The sequence below is a fragment of the Pseudarthrobacter sp. As-47 genome (assembly GCF_058215595.1).
Genome location: NZ_CM177088.1, coordinates 1,307,279 through 1,325,076, shown reverse-complemented (window position 1 = coordinate 1,325,076; position 17,798 = coordinate 1,307,279). Strand labels below are relative to the sequence as shown.

Sequence of the window (17,798 nt, the reverse complement as noted above, 5' to 3'; positions counted from 1 at the left end):
AGGATACAACAGTTTGTGAAAATCTTCACTAACTGGCTGGGACGCCCGCAGCCTAGGTTTTGGGGCCGGTTTCCACCGCCTCTGTGGCACCGGTATCTGCGTCCTCCCCGGGCAGCGCAGGGTTCCTGGCGGCCCGCCGCAGCTGGACTGCTGCCGCCCCGACGATGGCGACGAAGAGCACACCAAAACCGATGACCACGGAGGCGCCAATGGCGCTGTCGCGCTGGGACGGCGGCTCCGCTGCCGGCACCGTTGCTTCCGGCAGCGTGGGAACAGCGCTGGGGACGTCCGTGGTGGGCAGCGGGGCGGGAGTGGCGAGGTTCCCCCTGCGGTGCACCCGGATCCATTCGGCGATGGAACCCAGCGGGTTGCCGGCAGCCTCCGGGACCGTGTCTTTCAGGGCTGCCTCGGCGTTCAGCACGCCAAAGCCGTACAGCGGGTCCTTGCCGGGGGCGCCGGCATCCTTGGCCGTTGAGACAATGCGGTTGATGACCTGCTCCGCGCTCATGGACGGCCACTTGGAGCGGATGAGCGCAGCCACGCCCGCGACAATCGGAGTGCTGCCGGAGGTGCCTGCCCATTCGGCGTAGCCACCGCCGGGAAGGCCGCCGAGCAGGTTCTCTGCCGGCGCAGCCACGCCGATGCTGATGCCCTGGGAGGACGCGTCGACGCTTGCCGCACCTTGGCGGTCCAGCCCGGCAACGGTGAGGACGCCGGGGATGGTGGCCGGAGCCCCCACCTGGATATTGCCGCCCACCCGGTTTCCGGCGGCAGCAACGATGACCACATCCTTCTGCTCCGCGTACAGGAACGCCGCATCCCAGCTCTGCGGCCACTGCGGAGTGGTGCTGCCCAGGGAGATGTTGATGACCCTGGCGCCGTTGTCCACGGCCCAGCGGACGGCTTCGGGGATCTGGTCCTGGTCGCTCTTGCCCGAGGGGTTGGTTGAGCCCAGCCAGGTGGACACGGAGAGGATCTGGGCTTCCGGGGCAACACCCACGATGCCATCGGGCGCCGGGTTGGCGGGGGCGGCCGTGGGGCTGGCGCTGGGACTCGGGCTGGGGCTGGCCGGCTGGTGGCCGCGTCCTGCCAGCATGGTGGCCACGAGGGTGCCGTGTTCCGGCTTGATGCCCACTCCCTGTTGCCCGTCCGGCCGGCCCGAACCGGACGCGTCATAGCCCCCGGCCACTGCGCCTTTCAGGTCCGGGTGCTCCGCGTCCACACCGCTGTCGATGACGGCCACCTTGACGCCCGCGCCCTTGGAAACCTCCCAGGCCTTGGTGATGCCGGACTCGGCAAGCCAGTACTGCTTGTCCCGCCACTCATCCGCCTGCGCGGCGGGGGCGGAGCAGAGGCCAAAGCCCAGACAGGACGCCGCAAGGACCAGCACCAGCAGAGCTGAGGCTGCGGCGCGGGGCAGGCGGGCGGTGCGTGAAATGGCGGGGTGCATCCGGTCAGCCGATGCTCAGGGCGATGCCGTCGAGGATGTCGTGCTCGCTGGCGGTGGCCGTGGTGATGCGGCCGCCGGTGAGCTCGCCCAGTTGTTCAAGGATGCGCCGCCACACGAGCCCGCCGGCGCCGATGACGTCCACCCGGCCGGGGTGCATGTAGGGTAGGGCGGCGCGCCGGTCCCTGGGCATTTCCAGGAGGCCGGTGGAGGCGGCACGAACGGTGTCCAGGGGCAGTTCGGCGCCATGGATCGCTTCGGGCAAGTATTCGGCCAGTCCGAGCGCATGCGCGGTGATGGTGGTGATGGAACCGGCAACACCGACGACGGCGGTGGCGCGTTCCAGCGGAACGTCCTGGCGGGCGCGGGCGATGGCTGCGTCCACGTCGGCTTCCGCCGCTGCTATCTGCTGGGCGGTGGGCGGATCGTCCCGGAGGTGCCGTTCGGTCAGCCGGACGCATCCGATGTCCACGGACTTAGCCGCCGTGACCCCGCTGGCCGTGCCCAGCACGAATTCGGTGCTGCCGCCGCCCAGGTCCACCACCAGCACTTCCTGGCCATCCAGGATGGGGAGGACGCTGCTGGCGCCGGCGAAGGACAGTGCTGCTTCCTCGTCGCCTGAAATCACTTCAGGTTCCACGCCGAGCAGGTTCCGGATTCCGTCCACGAAATCGTCCCGGTTCCGTGCATCCCGGCTGGCCGACGTTGCCACGAAGCGCACCTTCTCAGCTCCATGGTCCCGGATCAGCTGCGCATAGTCAGCGGTGGCGGCGAAGGTGCGTTCGAGGGCCTCCGGCGCGAGCTCCCCCGTGGCGTCCACTCCCTGGCCCAGCCGGACCACGCGCATCTCGCGCACCACATCCTGGAGTGCGGTGGCTCCATTGCTGCGTTCGATGTCTGCGATCAGGAGGCGGATGGAGTTGGTGCCGCAGTCGATGGCTGCAACGCGCGTCATTCCGGGGCCTCCGCGGTGGCTGCGGATTTCCGGACGGGGGCGGGCCGGCCGACGATGTCCGGCAGTCCCTGCGGTCCATGGCGGCTGAGGTCCCGCGAAGGGGCTTCACCGGCGGTGTCCCAGGCTCCCTCGCAGTAGCACCTGTCGGCGGTCCACCATTCCTTGATCCGGTCCAGGCCTTCATCGCCCAGGGGGTTTACCCCCGGGCCGGCGGCCAGCGAATGGCCCACCAGGACATGCAGGCATTTGACGCGGGTGGGCATGCCCCCGGCAGATATGCCGTCGATCTCGGGGACCGCCCCGATCCCGGACCGTTCGCCGATGGCATTGCGGGCTGCCAGGTAGGCGTCGTGTGCCGAGCGGTAGGCCGCAGACAAGTCCTCATCGGCCGCCAGCTGGTCATTCATCTCGTTCATGACGCCCGCGGCCTCAAGCCGCGAAACCGCTGAGGTGATGACCGGATGGGTCAGGTAGAAAGTAGTGGGGAACGGTGTCCCGTTACTGAGGCGCGGAGCGGTGGCGGCCACCAGCGGATTGCCGCAGATGCAGCGTGCAGGAATCTCCACCACGTCACGGACCGGCCGTCCCAGCTGGCGGCTCAGTACTTCAAGGTCGTGTGCTGATGGCTGGCGGGATTCGTCCCGGGCGGCTGCCGTGTTGTGTTCCACTGTGGCGGGCCGTCCTTCCTGTTGCGGTTCAGTCTGTAGCCGCGCGCGTGATGGACTCCCACAGGGAATCCACCCACGGCAGATCGGCGGGGTCTTGTGCTGCTGCACCGGGCTGGCTGCTGGTCTCTCCGGCCGGCAGGTCGCTGCCGAAAACCCAGTAGCCGGTTTCTCCCGGCATAACCATGTTAATGCGGTCGCGTGCCTGCTGTTTCACGTAGTTGGGGTCCTGCCAGCGCGAAACCTGCTGCCGGAGGGCGTCGCCCTCGGCCTGGCGGGCGGCGATGTCGGCGTTCAGCGCGTCGATCTCAGCCTTCTTGTCGAAGAAGATCTTGACTGTGGGCGCGAGCATGATGGTGATGGCAACCATCACCACGGCCAGCGCGAGCATTCGTCCGGAGAACGCCTTGGCCGGAACGGGCTGCTGGTCTTCCGGTGCTTCGTCTGCGTCTTTTGTGCCGTCACGTGGTGCCGTGCCTGGGGTGGCGCTGCTCCCCTTGCGGCGGGCTGCCTGCCCGGCGTCCTTGCGGCCGTGCGGTTCCCGGCGTCCTGCCGGTGATGCGGCTGACGGCGCACCGGCGGATTCCCGTGGTGTCCCCGCGGAGCCGGAGTCCTTGCCCGGGCCGAAGTCTGCGCGGATGACGTCCGCGCCGTCGGAAGCTTCCTGTGCGGAACGGGCTGGGGCAACCTTGGGGACTTTGGGACGGCGGGTAGCCATGACACTCCTGAAACACGCAGCCTGCCTGGGCCGCCACTATCGGGGCTGGAACACGTACTGCTATGACACGTGCTGCTGAAACAGCAACGGTGGCTATGGTCCTTCAACCATAGCCACCGCTGATTGTTTTACGCGGCTACTAGCCCTTGAAACGCGGGAAGGCAGCGCGGCCGGCGTAGCGTGCGGCGTCGTCGAGTTCCTCTTCGATGCGCAGCAGCTGGTTGTACTTGGCGACGCGCTCGGAGCGGGCCGGAGCGCCGGTCTTGATCTGGCCGGCGTTGGTGGCCACCGAAATGTCGGCGATGGTGGTGTCCTCGGTTTCGCCGGAGCGGTGCGAGGTGATGGTGGTGTAGCCGGCACGCTGGGCCAGGCTGACGGCGTCCAGCGTCTCGGTCAACGAGCCGATCTGGTTGACCTTGACCAGCAGCGAGTTGGCGGTCTTGGTATCGATGCCGCGCTGCAGGATGGAGGGGTTGGTGACGAACAGGTCATCGCCAACGAGCTGGACCTTGTCGCCGATGGAATCGGTGAGGGTCTTCCAGCCGTCCCAGTCGTTCTCGTCCAGCGGGTCCTCGATGGACACCAGCGGGTAATCGGCCACGAGCTCGGCGTAGTAGGCGCTCATCTCGGCCGACGTCAGGGACTTGCCTTCGAACTGGTAGGCGCCGTCGGTGAAGAACTCGGAGGAGGCAACGTCCAGGGCCAGGGCAATGTCCTTGCCCGGGGTGTAGCCGGCGTTCTTGATGGCTTCCTGGATCAGGTCCAGTGCCGCACGGTTGGACGGCAGGTTCGGCGCGAAGCCGCCTTCGTCGCCCAAGCCGGTGGCCAGGCCCTTTTCCTTGAGGACGGACTTGAGGGCGTGGTAGACCTCAACGCCCCAGCGGAGGCCCTCGGAGAAGGTCTCGGCACCCAGCGGGACAACCATGAATTCCTGGATGTCGACGTCGGAATCGGCGTGGCTGCCACCGTTGAGGATGTTCATCAGCGGGACGGGCAGGACGTGGGCGTTCGGGCCGCCGAGGTACTTGTACAGCGGCAGGTCGGCGGAGGCGGCGGCTGCGTTGGCCACGGCCAGGGACACGCCCAGGATGGCGTTGGCGCCCAATTTGCCCTTGTTCGGGGTGCCGTCCAGGTCCAGCATGGCCTGGTCGATGCTGCGCTGGTCGGTGGCGTCGAACCCGGTCAGGGCCGGAGCGATCTGGTCGATGATCGCGTCAACGGCCTTCTGGACACCCTTGCCGAGGTAACGGCCCTTGTCGCCGTCGCGCAGTTCAACGGCCTCGTGCTCGCCGGTGGAAGCACCGGAGGGAACTGCTGCGCGGCCGATCTGGCCGTCGGAGAGCAGGACCTCAACTTCTACGGTCGGGTTGCCACGGGAATCGAGGATCTCGCGGGCGTGGATGGCATCGATAAGCGCCATGAATTTGCTCCTTATGGGCGATTAACGGGGGGATCTAACAGAAAGACTCGACGTACTCGTCACAGACCAGCGTAGTCGAGAGTGGTCCGGGTTACGGAAACCTATCCAGCGCCCGGACGTCATGATGGCGCGGCTATCCCTGGTGGTGCTGCTGGGGGACGCGCTGCTGGTAGCGCCGGACGGCGCCGCGCAGGGCACGCTCCGCATCGAATCCGCTGGTCCGGGCGGAATGCACGACGGCGAGCAGCAGCTCCCCGAGTTCTTCTTCCGTGCCGGGGATGGGAGCCTCAGGCGGCAGGGCTTCTCCGGCCCGTGCTGCCCGGTCGATGGATTTCTGTGCCCGGGCGAGCGCCGGGAGCGCCTGGGGAATCCCCGCGAAAGGGTCCCGCCGTCCAGGCCGTTCGGCCCGCTTCACGGCGTCCCACTTCTGCACGATCTCCTGGACCGTTGCGGGAAAGGTGTCCTGCAGTGAGCCGTCCCGGCGGAAGACATGGGGGTTCCGGCGGACCATTTTGGCACTCAGGCCGCGTGCGACGTCGTCGAACGTGAAAGCTCCACGTTCCTCGGCGAGCCGTGCGTGCAGCACCACCTGCAGCAGGACGTCGCCCAGCTCACCCAGCAGCTCGTCGTCGTCGATTCCCTGTACATCCACCGGCCCGGCCGCTTCCCGCACTCCGGCGGGCGCGGCGGCCTCGATCGTTTCGGCCACTTCAAAGGCCTCTTCGAGGAGGTACTCCACGAGGGATGCGTGGGTGAGCGCCCCCATCCAGGGGCAGTGCTCCCGCAGGGCAGCAATCACATAGAGAAGCTCCTGCACCTCCCCTGCCGGGATGCTGCCCGCGTCCGGCTGGCTAGCCAAGGTTGGCGTAGGCGTCGTTGATGTACTCCACCAGGGCTTCCTTTTCCTCAAGCGGAAGGAAGGAGGCCTCGGCGGCGTTGAGGGTCAGCTCCAGCAGGTCGTCGAGGTCATAGTCGAAGGTTTCCACCAGAAGGTCGAACTCGTCCGTCAACGTAACCCCGCTCATCAGCCGGTTGTCGGTGTTGATGGTGACGTTGAAGCCGAGCTGGTAGAGCATGTCCAGGGGGTGGCTCTCGATGCCCTCGCCGAAGCCGGCAATCGCCCCGGTCTGCAGGTTGGAGGACGGGCAGATTTCCAGGGCGATGCCGCGGTCCCGGATCCAGCTGGAGAGGTCGCCCAGGGTGACCAGGCCAACGGTGTCCTCGGCGTCGTCCTCGAACTCCACCATGATGTCCTCGGCGATCCGGACGCCGTGGCCCAGGCGGAGGGCGCGGCCGTCTACCAGCGCGGACTGGATGCTCTCCAGCCCGGCGGCCTCGCCGGCGTGGACCGTGGCGGGGAAGTTGTGCTGTGCAAGGTAGGTGAAGGCGTCGCGGAAGCGGGAGGGAAGGAAGCCGTCCTCGGCTCCGGCGATGTCGAACCCTACGGCACCCTTGTTGCGGTGGCGGACGGCAAGTTCGGCGATCTCCTGGCCACGGTCCGCGTGGCGCATGGCGGTGATGAGCTGGCCCACCTGGATTTCGCGTCCGCTCTCCCCCACGGCCTCGACGCCGGCTTCCAGGCCTTCCTGCACGGCCTCGACGGCCTCATCCAGTGAGAGGCCCTTCTGGAGGTGCTGCTCGGGCGCCCACCTCACCTCGCCGTACACCACGCCGTCGTCAGCGAGGTCCTCAACGAACTCCTTCGCCACGCGGTACAGGCCCTCGTGGGTCTGCATGACGGCGACGGTGTGGTCAAAGGTTTCGAGGTAGCGGACCAGTGAACCGGAGTTGGCGGATTCCCGGAACCACTCGCCCAGCGCAACGGGATCGGTGGAAGGCAGCGTGTGCCCCACGGCTTCCGCCAGCTCGATGATGGTGGCCGGGCGCAGTCCTCCGTCCAGGTGGTCGTGGAGGGAGACCTTGGGCAGGTTCTTCAGGTCGAAATCGATGGCAGGGGCAGCGTCAACAATGGGCTCAGTCACGTTCCCACATTAGGGTGGGCAGGAGCCCAAAGCCAGCCGCTACTTGGCTGCCGGTTCGCCGTCCCCGGCCGCGGAAGCAAAGTGCGCCGCGCCGCCGTTCCCTGGGCTGCGGGCGCCGGCGGGGCCGCCGTCGAGCCACCCGTCGACCTCCTGCGCGTCGTTCCGGGCGAGGTGCTTGTGCCAGAGCCGGAGCACATGGTCCAGGAGGACGCCCAGCACGATGGCGAAGACCACCGCGATGCCGGCGCTGAGGAGCGGATTGTGGTGCAGCCATGGAAATGAACTGGCCAGGAGCCCGATGCCGATGGAGTAGCCCACCCAGGTGACGCAGGCGAAAGCGTCGAGCAGGAAGAAGCGGCGGTGCGGGAATCCCGTGCTGCCTGCCACGTAGTTGACGGCAACCCGGCCCCAGGGAATGTAACGGGCGGTGAAGATCAGCACGGCGCCGCGCTTGTCCAGCTCGTAGCGGGCCCAGCTGAAGGCCTTCTGCACTTTGGGGCGCCGCATCCATTTCCACCGTTTCAGGCCGATGCGCCTGCCGAGCATGAAGGCCATGTTGTCCCCGGCGATGGCTCCAACCAGGGCGGTGAAGCCCAGGATCCAGAGGTTCGGTTCACCGCTGTGCCGGGAAAAGGCCGCCAGGGCCACGATCAGGGTTTCGCTGGGAACCACCATGGCGAAGCCGTCAACGAAGAAGAACATGAGCAGGAGCGGGTAGATCCACCACTGACCCGCTGCATGGAGCACGGCCTCATTAATAAACTCCACGCGGGTCTTGCTCCTATGCAATTTGGCGTGGCCGTCAGTGGCCCAGCCAGGCGGAAATCGTTTCTAGTGTCCCATGGCCAGGGCGCCTTCGCTACGCCCCTGCCTGCTGGAACAACGCTTCACCTACGCTTCGGGTTCCTTCATCCGCTCCACCATTGGCGGCCGCCGCCGGACGCGGTTGATGACCAGGTCAACGACGATCCCCAGCGCCACCGCGCACACAATGGCGATGACCGCCCCCAGCAGGTGGTTGTCCTCGAACCATTGGCCGAAGAACAGCCCGATTCCCACCGAGTACCCGGCCCAGAGGGTTGCCGAAAGGATGGTCAGCCCCACGAAGCGCAGGTGCGGGTAGTGCGTTACGCCGGCGGTGAGGTTGACCGCCACCCTGCCGATCGGGACAAACCGCGCCACCAGGATCAGCGACGCCGGCCGCTTGCGCAGTTCCCTGCCGGCCCACCGGAAGGCGCTCTGCATCCTTGGCCCGCGCATCCACGCCCAGCGCCGGGTACCCACCCGGCGGCCAATCAGGTACGCGATGTTGTCACCCGAGAAGGCACCAAGGGCGGCCACCAGCATCAGCAGCCAGGGGTTTGGAACGTCGGCGGTGGCGGCGACTGCGGACAGGCCCACCACCACCGATTCGCTGGGAATGGGTGGAAAGAAGCCGTCAATGATGCAGCACGCAAGGACGACGAACAGCACCCACGGCTGTCCGGCGGCGGCAAGGATGAAGTCATTGATGGCCTGCATGGATCCCTATGCTATTCGGTCGATGATCAACCGCTGTGCCGGCCTGGATCCCTCCGGTGCAATGACGACTGCATGTTCCAGCGCTTCCTTGGCCCGCGCAAACCGGTCCGGGGTGTCCGTCAGCAGGGTCATCAGCGGCTCCCCCGCCCGGACCAGGGCCCCGGGCTTGGCGTGCATCCGGACTCCCGCGCCTGCCTGGACTGCGTCCTCCTTCCGGGCACGCCCGGCTCCGAGGCGCCAGGCTGCGACACCGACGGCGAGGGCGTCCAGTTCCACGAGCACCCCGTCCGCCGGGGCGTACACCACTTCGGACTCGCGGGCGGCGGGCAGCTTGGCCTTCGGGTTCCCGCCCTGCGCTTCGATCATCCGGTTCCAGACGTCCATGGCACGGCCGTCCTTGAGCGCGGCGGCGGGATCGGCGTCGGTAACTCCCGCACAGGCGAGCATCTCCTCAGCCAGTCGCACGGTCAGCTCCACGACGTCGCCAGGACCGCCGCCGGCCAGCACCTCCAGGGATTCCTCAACCTCGATGGCGTTGCCCGCCGTCAGTCCCAGCGGGGTGTCCATGTTGGTGAGCAACGCCACGGTGTTCACGCCCGCGTCCTTGCCAAGGGCCACCATGGTCTCGGCAAGCTCGCGCGCCCTGGCTTCATCCTTCATGAACGCGCCGCTGCCCACCTTGACGTCGAGGACCAGCGAGCCGGTCCCTTCGGCGATTTTCTTGCTCATGATGGACGAGGCGATCAGGGGGATGGCCTCCACCGTGCCGGTGACATCCCGCAGCGCGTAGAGCTTCTTGTCAGCGGGCGCCAGGCCGGCCCCGGCGGCGCAGATGACGGCGCCCACGTCCTGGAGCTGCGCCAGGATCTCGTCATTGCTGAGGGACGCACGCCACCCCGGGATGGACTCGAGCTTGTCCAGCGTGCCCCCGGTGTGGCCAAGCCCCCGGCCAGAGAGCTGCGGAACAGCCACCCCGAAGACCGCCACCAGGGGCGCGAGCGGCAGGGTGATCTTGTCCCCCACACCGCCCGTTGAGTGCTTGTCCGACGTGTACTTCAGGCCGCCGTCGGGCCTGCGCAGGCTGGAGAAGTCCATCCGCTCGCCGGAGGCGATCATCGCCGCCGTCCAGCGGGCAATCTCCGTGCGGTTCATGCCGTTGAGCAGGATGGCCATGTTCAGGGCGGCCATCTGCTCGTCGGCGATCGCACCGCGGGTATAGGCGTCGATGGTCCAGTCGATCTGCTCCGGACTGAGGACACCTTTGTCCCGCTTTACGCGGATGATGTCGACGGCGTCGAACGGTTCGGCAAGGTTGTCCACTGCGTGGGTCTGTGCCCCCTTGTCAGTCACGGTGTTTCCTCCAGGTGTTGGGGACCAAAGGCGTCGGGCAACACCTGGTCCATCGTCTTGATGCCTTGGGTGGTCATGAGCTCCATGTCCGGAGCGCGGAACTCGTACAGCAACTGGCGGCAGCGTCCGCAGGGCATCAGGATGTTGCCGTCCCCGTCCACGCAGTAGAACGCCCGGAGCAGTCCGCCGCCGGTCATGTGCAGGTTGCCCACCAGCGCGCACTCGGCGCACAGGGTGAGGCCGTAGCTGGCGTTCTCCACGTTGCAGCCGCTGACCAGGCGGCCGTCGCCGGTAAGGGCCGCGGCGCCCACCGGGAACTTCGAATAGGGGACGTAGGCGTGGCGCATCGCCGCGACGGCGGCCGCCTTCAGGGCCTCCCAGTCAACCGGCCGGGCCGCGCCGACATCTGCGGCACCGCCCACGCCTGCGGGCACGTCCACGCCGTCAGCCCTTGACATACGGAATGCCGCTGGCCGCGGGTCCCCTGGACTTGCCCACCAGCCCCGCCACCGCCAGGACCGTTACCAGGTATGGGAGCATGGCCATGAACTGGCTGGGAACCGGTGTGCCGATGATGGTGACGATGCTCTGCAGGTTGTCCGCGAATCCGAACAGCAGCGCGGCGAAGAAGGCCCCGATCGGGTTCCACCGGCCGAAGATCAGGGCCGCCAGGGCAATAAAGCCGCGGCCGCCGGAGATCTCCTTGGTGAAGCTGTCGATGGCCACCAGGGTGAAGAAGGACCCGCCGATGCCGGCCACTGCCCCGCCCAGGGTGACGTTCCAGAACCGGGTGGCGTTCACGTTGATGCCCAGGGTGTCCGCGGCCTGCGGGTGCTCGCCGACAGCCCGCACGCGGAGTCCCCACCGGGTCTTGAAGAGGCCTACCCAGACCACCAGGACGGCGATGTACATCAGGTAGCCAACCAGGGACTGGCGGAACAGGATGGGACCGATGACCGGGATGCTGGACAGGACGGGAATCTCGATGATGTCCAGCCCTGGCGGGGAGTTGAACTGGGCCTTGTTGGCCTGCATCACGGTGCTGAACAGGAAGCCTGTCACACCGGAGACCAACACGTTCAGGACCACGCCGACGATGATCTGGTTGACCAGGTACTTGATGCTGAACAGTGCCAGCACCATGGAGACCGCGGCACCGGCCACGGCTGCGGCCAGCAGCCCGATAAAGGGGTTCTGCGTCATGCTGGCTATGATCGCGGCGGTGAACGCTCCGCCCAGCAGCTGGCCCTCGATGGCGATGTTCACAACGCCCACCCGTTCGCACAGGACGCCGGACAGTGATCCGAACACCAGCGGAACGGCCAGGGTAACGGAGCCGGCGATGAGCCCGGCCAGGGAGATGCTGGGCGTCCGGGCGCCGCCCACCACCCAGATGAGGAACGCGGCCACGAACAGGACGATGAACGCCACGGTGAGCCAGCCCGGGACGGGCTTGTCCCTGGTCTTGAGGTAGATGGCGTAGGCCGCCAGTCCCAGCAGGAGGATGGACAGCACCAGGCCGCCGGCGAAGGCGTTCACCTGGATGGCCGGCAGCTGGAAGAAGTCGCTGCCCGTGGAGATCCCGAAGCTTGCAGTCTGGTTGGGTGCGAGCAGCCCGAAGAACACAAGTGAGATCAGCGCGAAGGCGGCCAAGAATACCGGCGTCTTCCAGCCCACGGGCTTGGCGGAGACAGTGGCGGCGGCAGCATCCTTGCCGGCGTTTCCGGGCTGCGGGTTGCCGGGCCTGGATGAGGATACTGTCGTGCTCATGCTGCACCTCCGGTGGTTGCTGCCTCGCGGGACTTGGCCGGGCGGGCGGGCTTCCGGCGGCGGGGGTTCAGGCCAAAGATGGCCCGGACCAGCGGCGGCGCCGCAATAAACAGGACAATCAGGGACTGGACCACCAGGACAATGTCGATGGGGGTTCCGGTCTGGATCTGCATCTGGACAGCTCCGGCGCGGAAGGCGCCGAACAGCAGGCCGGCCGCGAAAGTGCCCCACGGCGACGAGCGCCCCAGCAGGGCAACCGTGATGGCGTCAAAGCCGTAGGTGGCGGCCACACCGTCGGTAAGGACCTTCTCCGTACCCGCCACCTGCGCCACGCCGGACATGCCGGCCAGGCCCCCCGCAAGGGCCATGACCAGGATGGTGGAGCGGGACACGTTGATACCTGCAGTCTGCGCTGCCTTGGGGTTTGCCCCCACGGCACGGAACTCGAAGCCCACCGTGGAGCGGTTCAGGAGCCACCACACCAGGACGGTGGCAGCTATGGCAAGGAGGAAGCCAAGGTGGAGCCGGTACTGGCTGCCGAAGATCTGCGGATAAACGGCAGTGGGATCCAGGATGGGCGAGATGGGGTTCGACTCCCCCGGCCGCTGGAAGGCCGGAGTGTTCAGGAGGTACCGCAGGAAATACAGTGCGATGTAATTGAACATGATGGTCAGGATGACCTCATGGGCACCGGTCCGGGCCTTGAGAACACCCACCAGTCCGCCCCAGAAGGCACCGCCGATGATCCCCGCCACCAGGACCAGGAGCAGGTGCAGGCCCATCGGCAGGTCGAGCGCGAACCCAACCCAGGCGGCCAGGATGCCGGCCACGATGATCTGGCCCTGCGCGCCGATATTGAAAAGGCCTGCCCGGAATGCCAGGGCAACGCCCAGGCCGGCCGTGATGAGTGGCGTGGCGATGGTGAGGGTTTCCATGAAGGGCGCGAACTGGGCTGCCAGCCCGTTCCCCCGGGGGTTGAAGACCGAGCCCTGGAACAGGGCAATGTAGGACCGTGTTGCCGCGTTCCAGACGGCCGCCAGGAAATCGGTGGGCCGGGCAAAGAAGTACGTGGCCGTGGTGGCCACCTGCTTGTCCGTGCTGGCGATGAGCAGCCCGCCGATGATCAGGGCCAGCAGGACCGCAAGAACCGAGACCATGCCGCTGCCGGTGAAGATTTTCCGGAGCAGGGTGTCGGGACCGCCCGGGAGCTGGCCGCTCTGGGCGGTAGCAGGGACGGCCGACGGTTCCATGGCGCCGCCGGCGGTATCAACGGATACGATTGCGGCGGTTTCCTCCGCCGCGGGGGTTGGCTGCTGCGCCCGCCCGGCGGGCTCGCCTTCAGCGTGTTGGGGTGGCTGCTTTTCAGACATGGTCGCCTCCTTCGGCGTCGGAGGTGCTGGTGGTGGTGTCCGCGGCCTCTGCCGCCTGGGTGGTGTGGACATGTTCCTCCGGCGGGATGCCGGCCATCATGAGGCCCAGGACGTCGCGGCTGGTGCCTGCCGGGACCACGCCCACGAGTTTGCCCTTGTAGAGCACGGCGATCCGGTCAGCCAGTTCCATGACCTCGTCCAGTTCGGTGGAGATGATCATCACCGGCGTGCCCTGGTCCCGTTCGGCAACAATCCGCTTGTGCAGGAATTCGATGGACCCCACGTCCACGCCGCGGGTGGGCTGGGAGGCAATGAAGAGGCGCAGCGGGCGGGACAGCTCGCGGGCCATCACCACTTTCTGCTGGTTGCCGCCGGACAGTGTTCCGGCGGCAAGTGCACCCGACGGGGTTCGGACGTCGAACTCTTCGATCCGGCTCTTGGCATTCTCCAGCACCCTGGCCGGGCTCATGCTGATGCCCCTGGCGAAGGGCGCCTGATCGTACCGGTCCAGGATCAGGTTCTCGGCGATGGAGAAGGTGCCGATCAGGCCGTCAACGGAGCGGTCTTCGGGGACAAAGCCGACGCCGGCGTTCAGCACCTCCTTGACGCTGCGGCCCAGGAGTTCCTGCCCGTCCAGCAGGATGGACCCGTGGACGCGTTCCTGGAGGCCGAGGATCGCCTCGGTCAGTTCGGTCTGGCCGTTGCCCTGGACGCCGGCTACCGCAAGGATTTCTCCGCGGGCAATGTCAAAGCTGAGTCCGTCCACGACGTGCTGGCCATTGGGGGCGATGACGGTAAGGTTCCGGACCTCGAACGTCTTTTCCTTGGGCTGCGCCGGGGCCTTGTCCAGGGTGAGGCTGACGGCGCGGCCAACCATCATGGACGCCAGTTCGGTGGTGGAAGCAGCCGGGTCAGCCGTCCCTACCACCTTGCCGCGCCGGATCACGGTGATGGTGTCCGAGACTGCCTTGACTTCCCGCAGCTTGTGCGAAATGAACACGATGGACGTCCCGCCGGACTTGAGCTGCCGCATGATGTCCAGCAGTTCGTCGGTTTCCTGGGGTGTCAGGACCGCGGTGGGTTCGTCCAGGATGAGGACCTGGGCGTCGCGGACCAGCGCCTTGATGATTTCCACCCGCTGCTGGACGCCCACGGGCAGGTCCTCCACCAGGGCATCGGGGTCGACGTCGAAGCCGTATTGATCGGAGATCTCCTTGATCCGGCGGCGCGTCTCGTCGAGGTTGAGGAACCCGGCGGCCTTGGTGGGCTCCGCGCCGAGCGCCACGTTCTCCGCGACGGTGAAGACGGGGACCAGCATGAAGTGCTGGTGGACCATGCCGATGCCTGCCTCCATGGCGTCACCGGGGCCGCGGAAGGAGACGGGCTTGCCGTCAACGAGGATTTCGCCCTCGGACGGTTCGTAAAGGCCGTACAGCACATTCATGAGCGTGGATTTGCCAGCCCCGTTTTCACCCAGGAGACAGTGGATCTGTCCGGGCTCAACCACCACGTCGATGTGGTCGTTGGCAAGCAGGGTGCCGAAGCGTTTAGTGATCCCTCTGAGTTCAAGTTTCAAAACTCTGACCAATCTCGAAGCGTCCGGTGATCGACCGGACGGGATATGTGGCTGCAGCACCAGCCTAGTGGGTGCAGTCCTGGTATACGCGGGCTGCGGTCCGGTGCGGGGCAGCCAGCAAAAAGCGCCACCGCCCGGCCAGTCGGTGACCGGCCGGGGGTGGCGCTCAGGCAGGGATCAGGCCTTCGGGCTTGCCTCGGATTCGACCTTCAGTTTCCCGTCGATGATGTCCTTCTTGATCTGCTCAAGCTCGGACTTCAGTTCCGCGGGGACCTGGGAGTCGAGGTCGTGGAACGGTGCCAGCTGGACGCCGTCGTTGGCCAGCGTGCCAACGTACGGGGTGTTGTCGAAGTTGCCTTCCTTGTCATCCTTGACCACGGCCTCCACGGCGTCGCCCATCGTCTTCATGACGGAGGACAGCATGATGTCCTTGTAGTCGGGGGCCGTCAGGTAGCCGTCGGAGTCAACCCAGATCAGCTTGACGTCCTTGCCGGCAGCTTTGGCTTCCTTGAGTGCGGAGCCTGCGCCCTTGCCTACCGGACCTGCTACGGGCATGACAATGTCTGCGCCCTGGTCCAGGAAGTTCTGGGTGAGCTGCTTGCCCACGTCCTGCTTCTCGAAGTCGCCGGTGAAGCTGCCGTCCTGGGCTTCCTTGTTCCAGCCAAGGAGCTTGACGTCCTTGCCCTTCTGCTCGTTGTAGTACTTGACGCCGTCCGCGTAGCCGTCCATGAAGATCGTGACGGTGGGAAGCTTGATGCCGCCGAAGGTGGCAACCGTGCCGGTCTTGGTGGTGCCGGCTGCAAGGTACCCGGCGAGGAACGCGGCCTGGGCGGTGTCGTAGATGATCGGCTTGACGTTGGCGATAGGCGTTTCGTAACCGAAGTCCACAATCGCGAAGTGGCTGTCCGGGTTGGCCTCGGCCTGGGCTTTGGTGGCGTCGCCCAGCAGGAACCCCACCGTGACGGTGAGGTCGCAGCCGGCGCTGACCATGGCGCGCAGGTTCGGCTCGAAGTCGTTGTTGGTTTTGGACTCGACCTGGTTGACCTTGATCCCCAGGTCGGTCTCGGCCTTCTTCAGCCCCTCATAGGAGGACTGGTTAAAGGACTGGTCATCGAACCCGCCGGAGTCGGAGACGATGCAGCCGGTGTAGTCGCTGGCTTCGGCCGTCGAGGAGCTTCCGGCTTCGGGTGCTGCGCCGCAGGCGGTCAACAGAAGCGCCGAAGCACCGAGGGTAGCCACGCCGGCCATTGAACCCCGCTTGAAACTTGCACGCAGTGAGTTCTTCAATTTTCCTCCAGGATGAAGAGAGAGGCGCTACGGCTCGAATTCAATGAGTGTCCGTTTCTGCACTGAAATTCTGTTTTCACTGAGGGCACGCAGCACTGCGCCGGAGCGCACTGATGGCACCAACATTAGTGGCCTGCGCCACGTGCCCGTAGCACGGCGGCAGGGTATCCCGAAGATTGTTTACAAGTTGTTACCAACGAGTAGGGGCGCCGCGGGGATGCGGCACCCCTCCTGGTTGGGCGGGGGCGGTCCGCCTTAGAGCCGGACCAGCATTTTTCCGGTGTTGGCGCCGTCGAGGAGGTCCATGAAGGCCTGCGGAGCGTTGTCCAAGCCCTCAACGATGGTCTCGTCGTAGCGGACAGTGCCGTCGGCCAGCCAGCCCGCCATTTTCCCGGCGAACTCCGCGGCGTGCTGCCGCTGGCCGCCCACCAGAAAACCCCTGAGGGTCAGCTGCTTGCCGATGGCGAGCATCAGGTTGCGGGGCGCCGGGGTCGGCTCGGTGGAGTTGTACTGGGCGATGGCGCCGCACATGGCCACGCGTCCGCCCACGTTGAGGACGGCCAGGGCGGCTTCAAGGTGCTCCCCTCCCACGTTGTCGAAGTACACGTCGATACCGCCGGGGCCCGCAGCCTTTTCCAGCTGCTCCCGCACCGGCCCGTCGTGGTAATCGAAGGCGGCATCAAAGCCGAGCTCCAGCAGTCGGGCCACCTTGGCGGGCGAGCCCGCCGAGCCAATAACGCGTGAAGCACCCATTGCCTTGGCAATCTGGCCCACCAGCGAGCCCACGGCTCCTGCCGCACCGGAGACGAATACCGCATCTCCCGGAGCGAACTCCGCAACTTTCAGCAGCCCTGTATAAGCCGTGAGTCCGGTCATCCCCAGGGCCCCGAGGAACGCGGGCGCCGGTGCCAGCCCGGTGTCGGCCTTGGTGGCCGCGTTCCCCTCAACCACCGCGTACTCCCGCCAGCCGAGGGAATGCACGACGACGTCCCCCTCCTTGTGCTGTCCGGAACGGGACGCCAGCACCTCGCCCACCGCGCCGCCGTCGAGCGCTTTGTCCAGGGCGAACGGGGCGGAATAGGACTTCACGTCATTCATGCGGCCGCGCATGTAGGGATCCACCGAGATGAACAGGTTGCGGACCAGGATCTGGCCGTCCCCGAGTTCCGGCAGCGGAGACTCGGCCAGCCGGAAGTTCTCCGGAACGGGACGGCCCACGGGCCGGGAGGCCAGCTGGATTTCGCGGGTTACGGATGGGAGGCTCATGCGGCGAACTCCAGGATTTTGATGTCTACGGAAATGTTGCCCCGGGTGGCGTTGGAGTACGGGCAGACCTGGTGGGCTTTGGCGACCAGCGCTTCCGCGGTGGCCAGGTCCAGGGCCGGCAGCGCAATCTCCAGCTCCGCGGCAAGCCCGAAGCCGGCGCCGTCCAGCTGGCCCAGGTGGACCTTCGCGGCAACGGCGGAGTCGGTCAGGTCGGCCTGTTCCTTGCGGCCCACCAGCCGGAGGGCGGAGTGGAAGCAGGCGGCGTATCCGGCTGCGAAGAGCTGCTCAGGGTTGGTCCCCTGGCCGCTTCCGCCCAGTTCGACGGGGCTGGACAGGGTGACATCCAGCTTGCCGTCGTTGGTCCGCGCAGTGCCGTCGCGTCCTTCGCCCGAGGCGAGTGCCTCGGCAGTGTAGAGGGTTTTCACGGGTTGTATCCGTCCTGTTGATGGAATGAAAAGTTCCGAAGCCGGT

The 17,798-nt window shown here is 66.6% G+C and carries 17 protein-coding genes; all 17 read right to left on the bottom strand.

All coding sequences use genetic code 11. The features are described from left to right. Window positions 1–52: 52 nt before the first annotated feature. The 17 genes from AC4BCK_RS06160 to AC4BCK_RS06080 all read right to left on the bottom strand — a co-directional run bounded on the left by AC4BCK_RS06160 (window position 53) and on the right by AC4BCK_RS06080 (window position 17,752). Window positions 53–1,450, bottom strand: coding sequence for a S8 family serine peptidase (locus AC4BCK_RS06160; RefSeq protein WP_174175491.1), 1,398 nt, complete (start codon window positions 1,448–1,450; stop codon window positions 53–55). 4 nt (window positions 1,451–1,454) lie between these two features. After that, window positions 1,455–2,402 carry a Ppx/GppA phosphatase family protein gene (locus AC4BCK_RS06155; RefSeq protein ID WP_363938049.1) on the bottom strand — a complete coding sequence of 316 codons (948 nt, stop codon included), beginning with the start codon at window positions 2,400–2,402 and terminating at the stop codon, window positions 1,455–1,457. Then, a complete protein-coding gene (locus AC4BCK_RS06150) occupies window positions 2,399–3,070 on the bottom strand; it encodes a DUF501 domain-containing protein (RefSeq protein ID WP_174175487.1) in 672 nt (223 codons plus the stop codon). Before AC4BCK_RS06150 ends, AC4BCK_RS06155 begins: the two co-directional genes overlap by 4 nt. Before the next feature lie 28 nt (window positions 3,071–3,098). Continuing rightward, entirely contained in the window at window positions 3,099–3,785 is a 687-nt protein-coding gene (locus tag AC4BCK_RS06145; protein ID WP_251422378.1) for an FtsB family cell division protein, read from the bottom strand. A 139-nt stretch (window positions 3,786–3,924) separates the two neighbouring features. Then, a complete protein-coding gene (eno, locus tag AC4BCK_RS06140) occupies window positions 3,925–5,205 on the bottom strand; it encodes a phosphopyruvate hydratase (RefSeq protein ID WP_104185398.1) in 1,281 nt (426 codons plus the stop codon). A 133-nt stretch (window positions 5,206–5,338) separates the two neighbouring features. Then, window positions 5,339–6,064: a MazG nucleotide pyrophosphohydrolase domain-containing protein gene (locus AC4BCK_RS06135; protein WP_377086270.1), complete on the bottom strand. Its 726-nt coding sequence runs from the start codon at window positions 6,062–6,064 to the stop codon at window positions 5,339–5,341. Then, complete coding sequence (locus tag AC4BCK_RS06130) at window positions 6,057–7,187, bottom strand: adenosine deaminase (RefSeq protein ID WP_174175482.1); 1,131 nt, start codon at window positions 7,185–7,187, stop codon at window positions 6,057–6,059. Before AC4BCK_RS06130 ends, AC4BCK_RS06135 begins: the two co-directional genes overlap by 8 nt. Window positions 7,188–7,226: 39 nt before the next feature. Continuing rightward, complete coding sequence (locus AC4BCK_RS06125; protein ID WP_174175480.1) at window positions 7,227–7,955, bottom strand: DedA family protein; 729 nt, start codon at window positions 7,953–7,955, stop codon at window positions 7,227–7,229. Window positions 7,956–8,078: 123 nt separating this feature from the next. Continuing rightward, window positions 8,079–8,708 carry a DedA family protein gene (locus AC4BCK_RS06120; protein ID WP_174175478.1) on the bottom strand — a complete coding sequence of 210 codons (630 nt, stop codon included), beginning with the start codon at window positions 8,706–8,708 and terminating at the stop codon, window positions 8,079–8,081. 6 nt (window positions 8,709–8,714) lie between these two features. After that, window positions 8,715–10,058: a thymidine phosphorylase gene (locus AC4BCK_RS06115; RefSeq protein ID WP_364272880.1), complete on the bottom strand. Its 1,344-nt coding sequence runs from the start codon at window positions 10,056–10,058 to the stop codon at window positions 8,715–8,717. Next, the gene (locus AC4BCK_RS06110; protein ID WP_246255938.1) at window positions 10,055–10,405 is read right to left on the bottom strand and encodes a cytidine deaminase; all 351 of its coding nucleotides are present in this window, start codon (window positions 10,403–10,405) and stop codon (window positions 10,055–10,057) included. The genes AC4BCK_RS06115 and AC4BCK_RS06110 overlap by 4 nt, the downstream gene beginning before the upstream one ends. 97 nt (window positions 10,406–10,502) lie before the next feature. Beyond that, the gene (locus AC4BCK_RS06105) at window positions 10,503–11,828 is read right to left on the bottom strand and encodes an ABC transporter permease (protein ID WP_363938056.1); all 1,326 of its coding nucleotides are present in this window, start codon (window positions 11,826–11,828) and stop codon (window positions 10,503–10,505) included. Further along, window positions 11,825–13,198 carry an ABC transporter permease gene (locus AC4BCK_RS06100; protein WP_174175474.1) on the bottom strand — a complete coding sequence of 458 codons (1,374 nt, stop codon included), beginning with the start codon at window positions 13,196–13,198 and terminating at the stop codon, window positions 11,825–11,827. The genes AC4BCK_RS06105 and AC4BCK_RS06100 overlap by 4 nt, the downstream gene beginning before the upstream one ends. Next, window positions 13,191–14,774, bottom strand: coding sequence for an ABC transporter ATP-binding protein (locus AC4BCK_RS06095; protein ID WP_364272883.1), 1,584 nt, complete (start codon window positions 14,772–14,774; stop codon window positions 13,191–13,193). The genes AC4BCK_RS06100 and AC4BCK_RS06095 overlap by 8 nt, the downstream gene beginning before the upstream one ends. A 177-nt stretch (window positions 14,775–14,951) precedes the next feature. Beyond that, window positions 14,952–16,061, bottom strand: a complete 1,110-nt coding sequence (locus AC4BCK_RS06090) for a BMP family lipoprotein (protein ID WP_425515550.1) — start codon at window positions 16,059–16,061, stop codon at window positions 14,952–14,954. A gap of 255 nt (window positions 16,062–16,316) precedes the next feature. After that, window positions 16,317–17,327, bottom strand: a complete 1,011-nt coding sequence (locus tag AC4BCK_RS06085) for an NADP-dependent oxidoreductase (RefSeq protein WP_174175470.1) — start codon at window positions 17,325–17,327, stop codon at window positions 16,317–16,319. Next, on the bottom strand, window positions 17,324–17,752 hold the full coding sequence (locus tag AC4BCK_RS06080; protein ID WP_174175468.1) for an organic hydroperoxide resistance protein: 429 nt from the start codon (window positions 17,750–17,752) through the stop codon (window positions 17,324–17,326). The genes AC4BCK_RS06085 and AC4BCK_RS06080 overlap by 4 nt, the downstream gene beginning before the upstream one ends. Window positions 17,753–17,798: the final 46 nt, after the last annotated feature.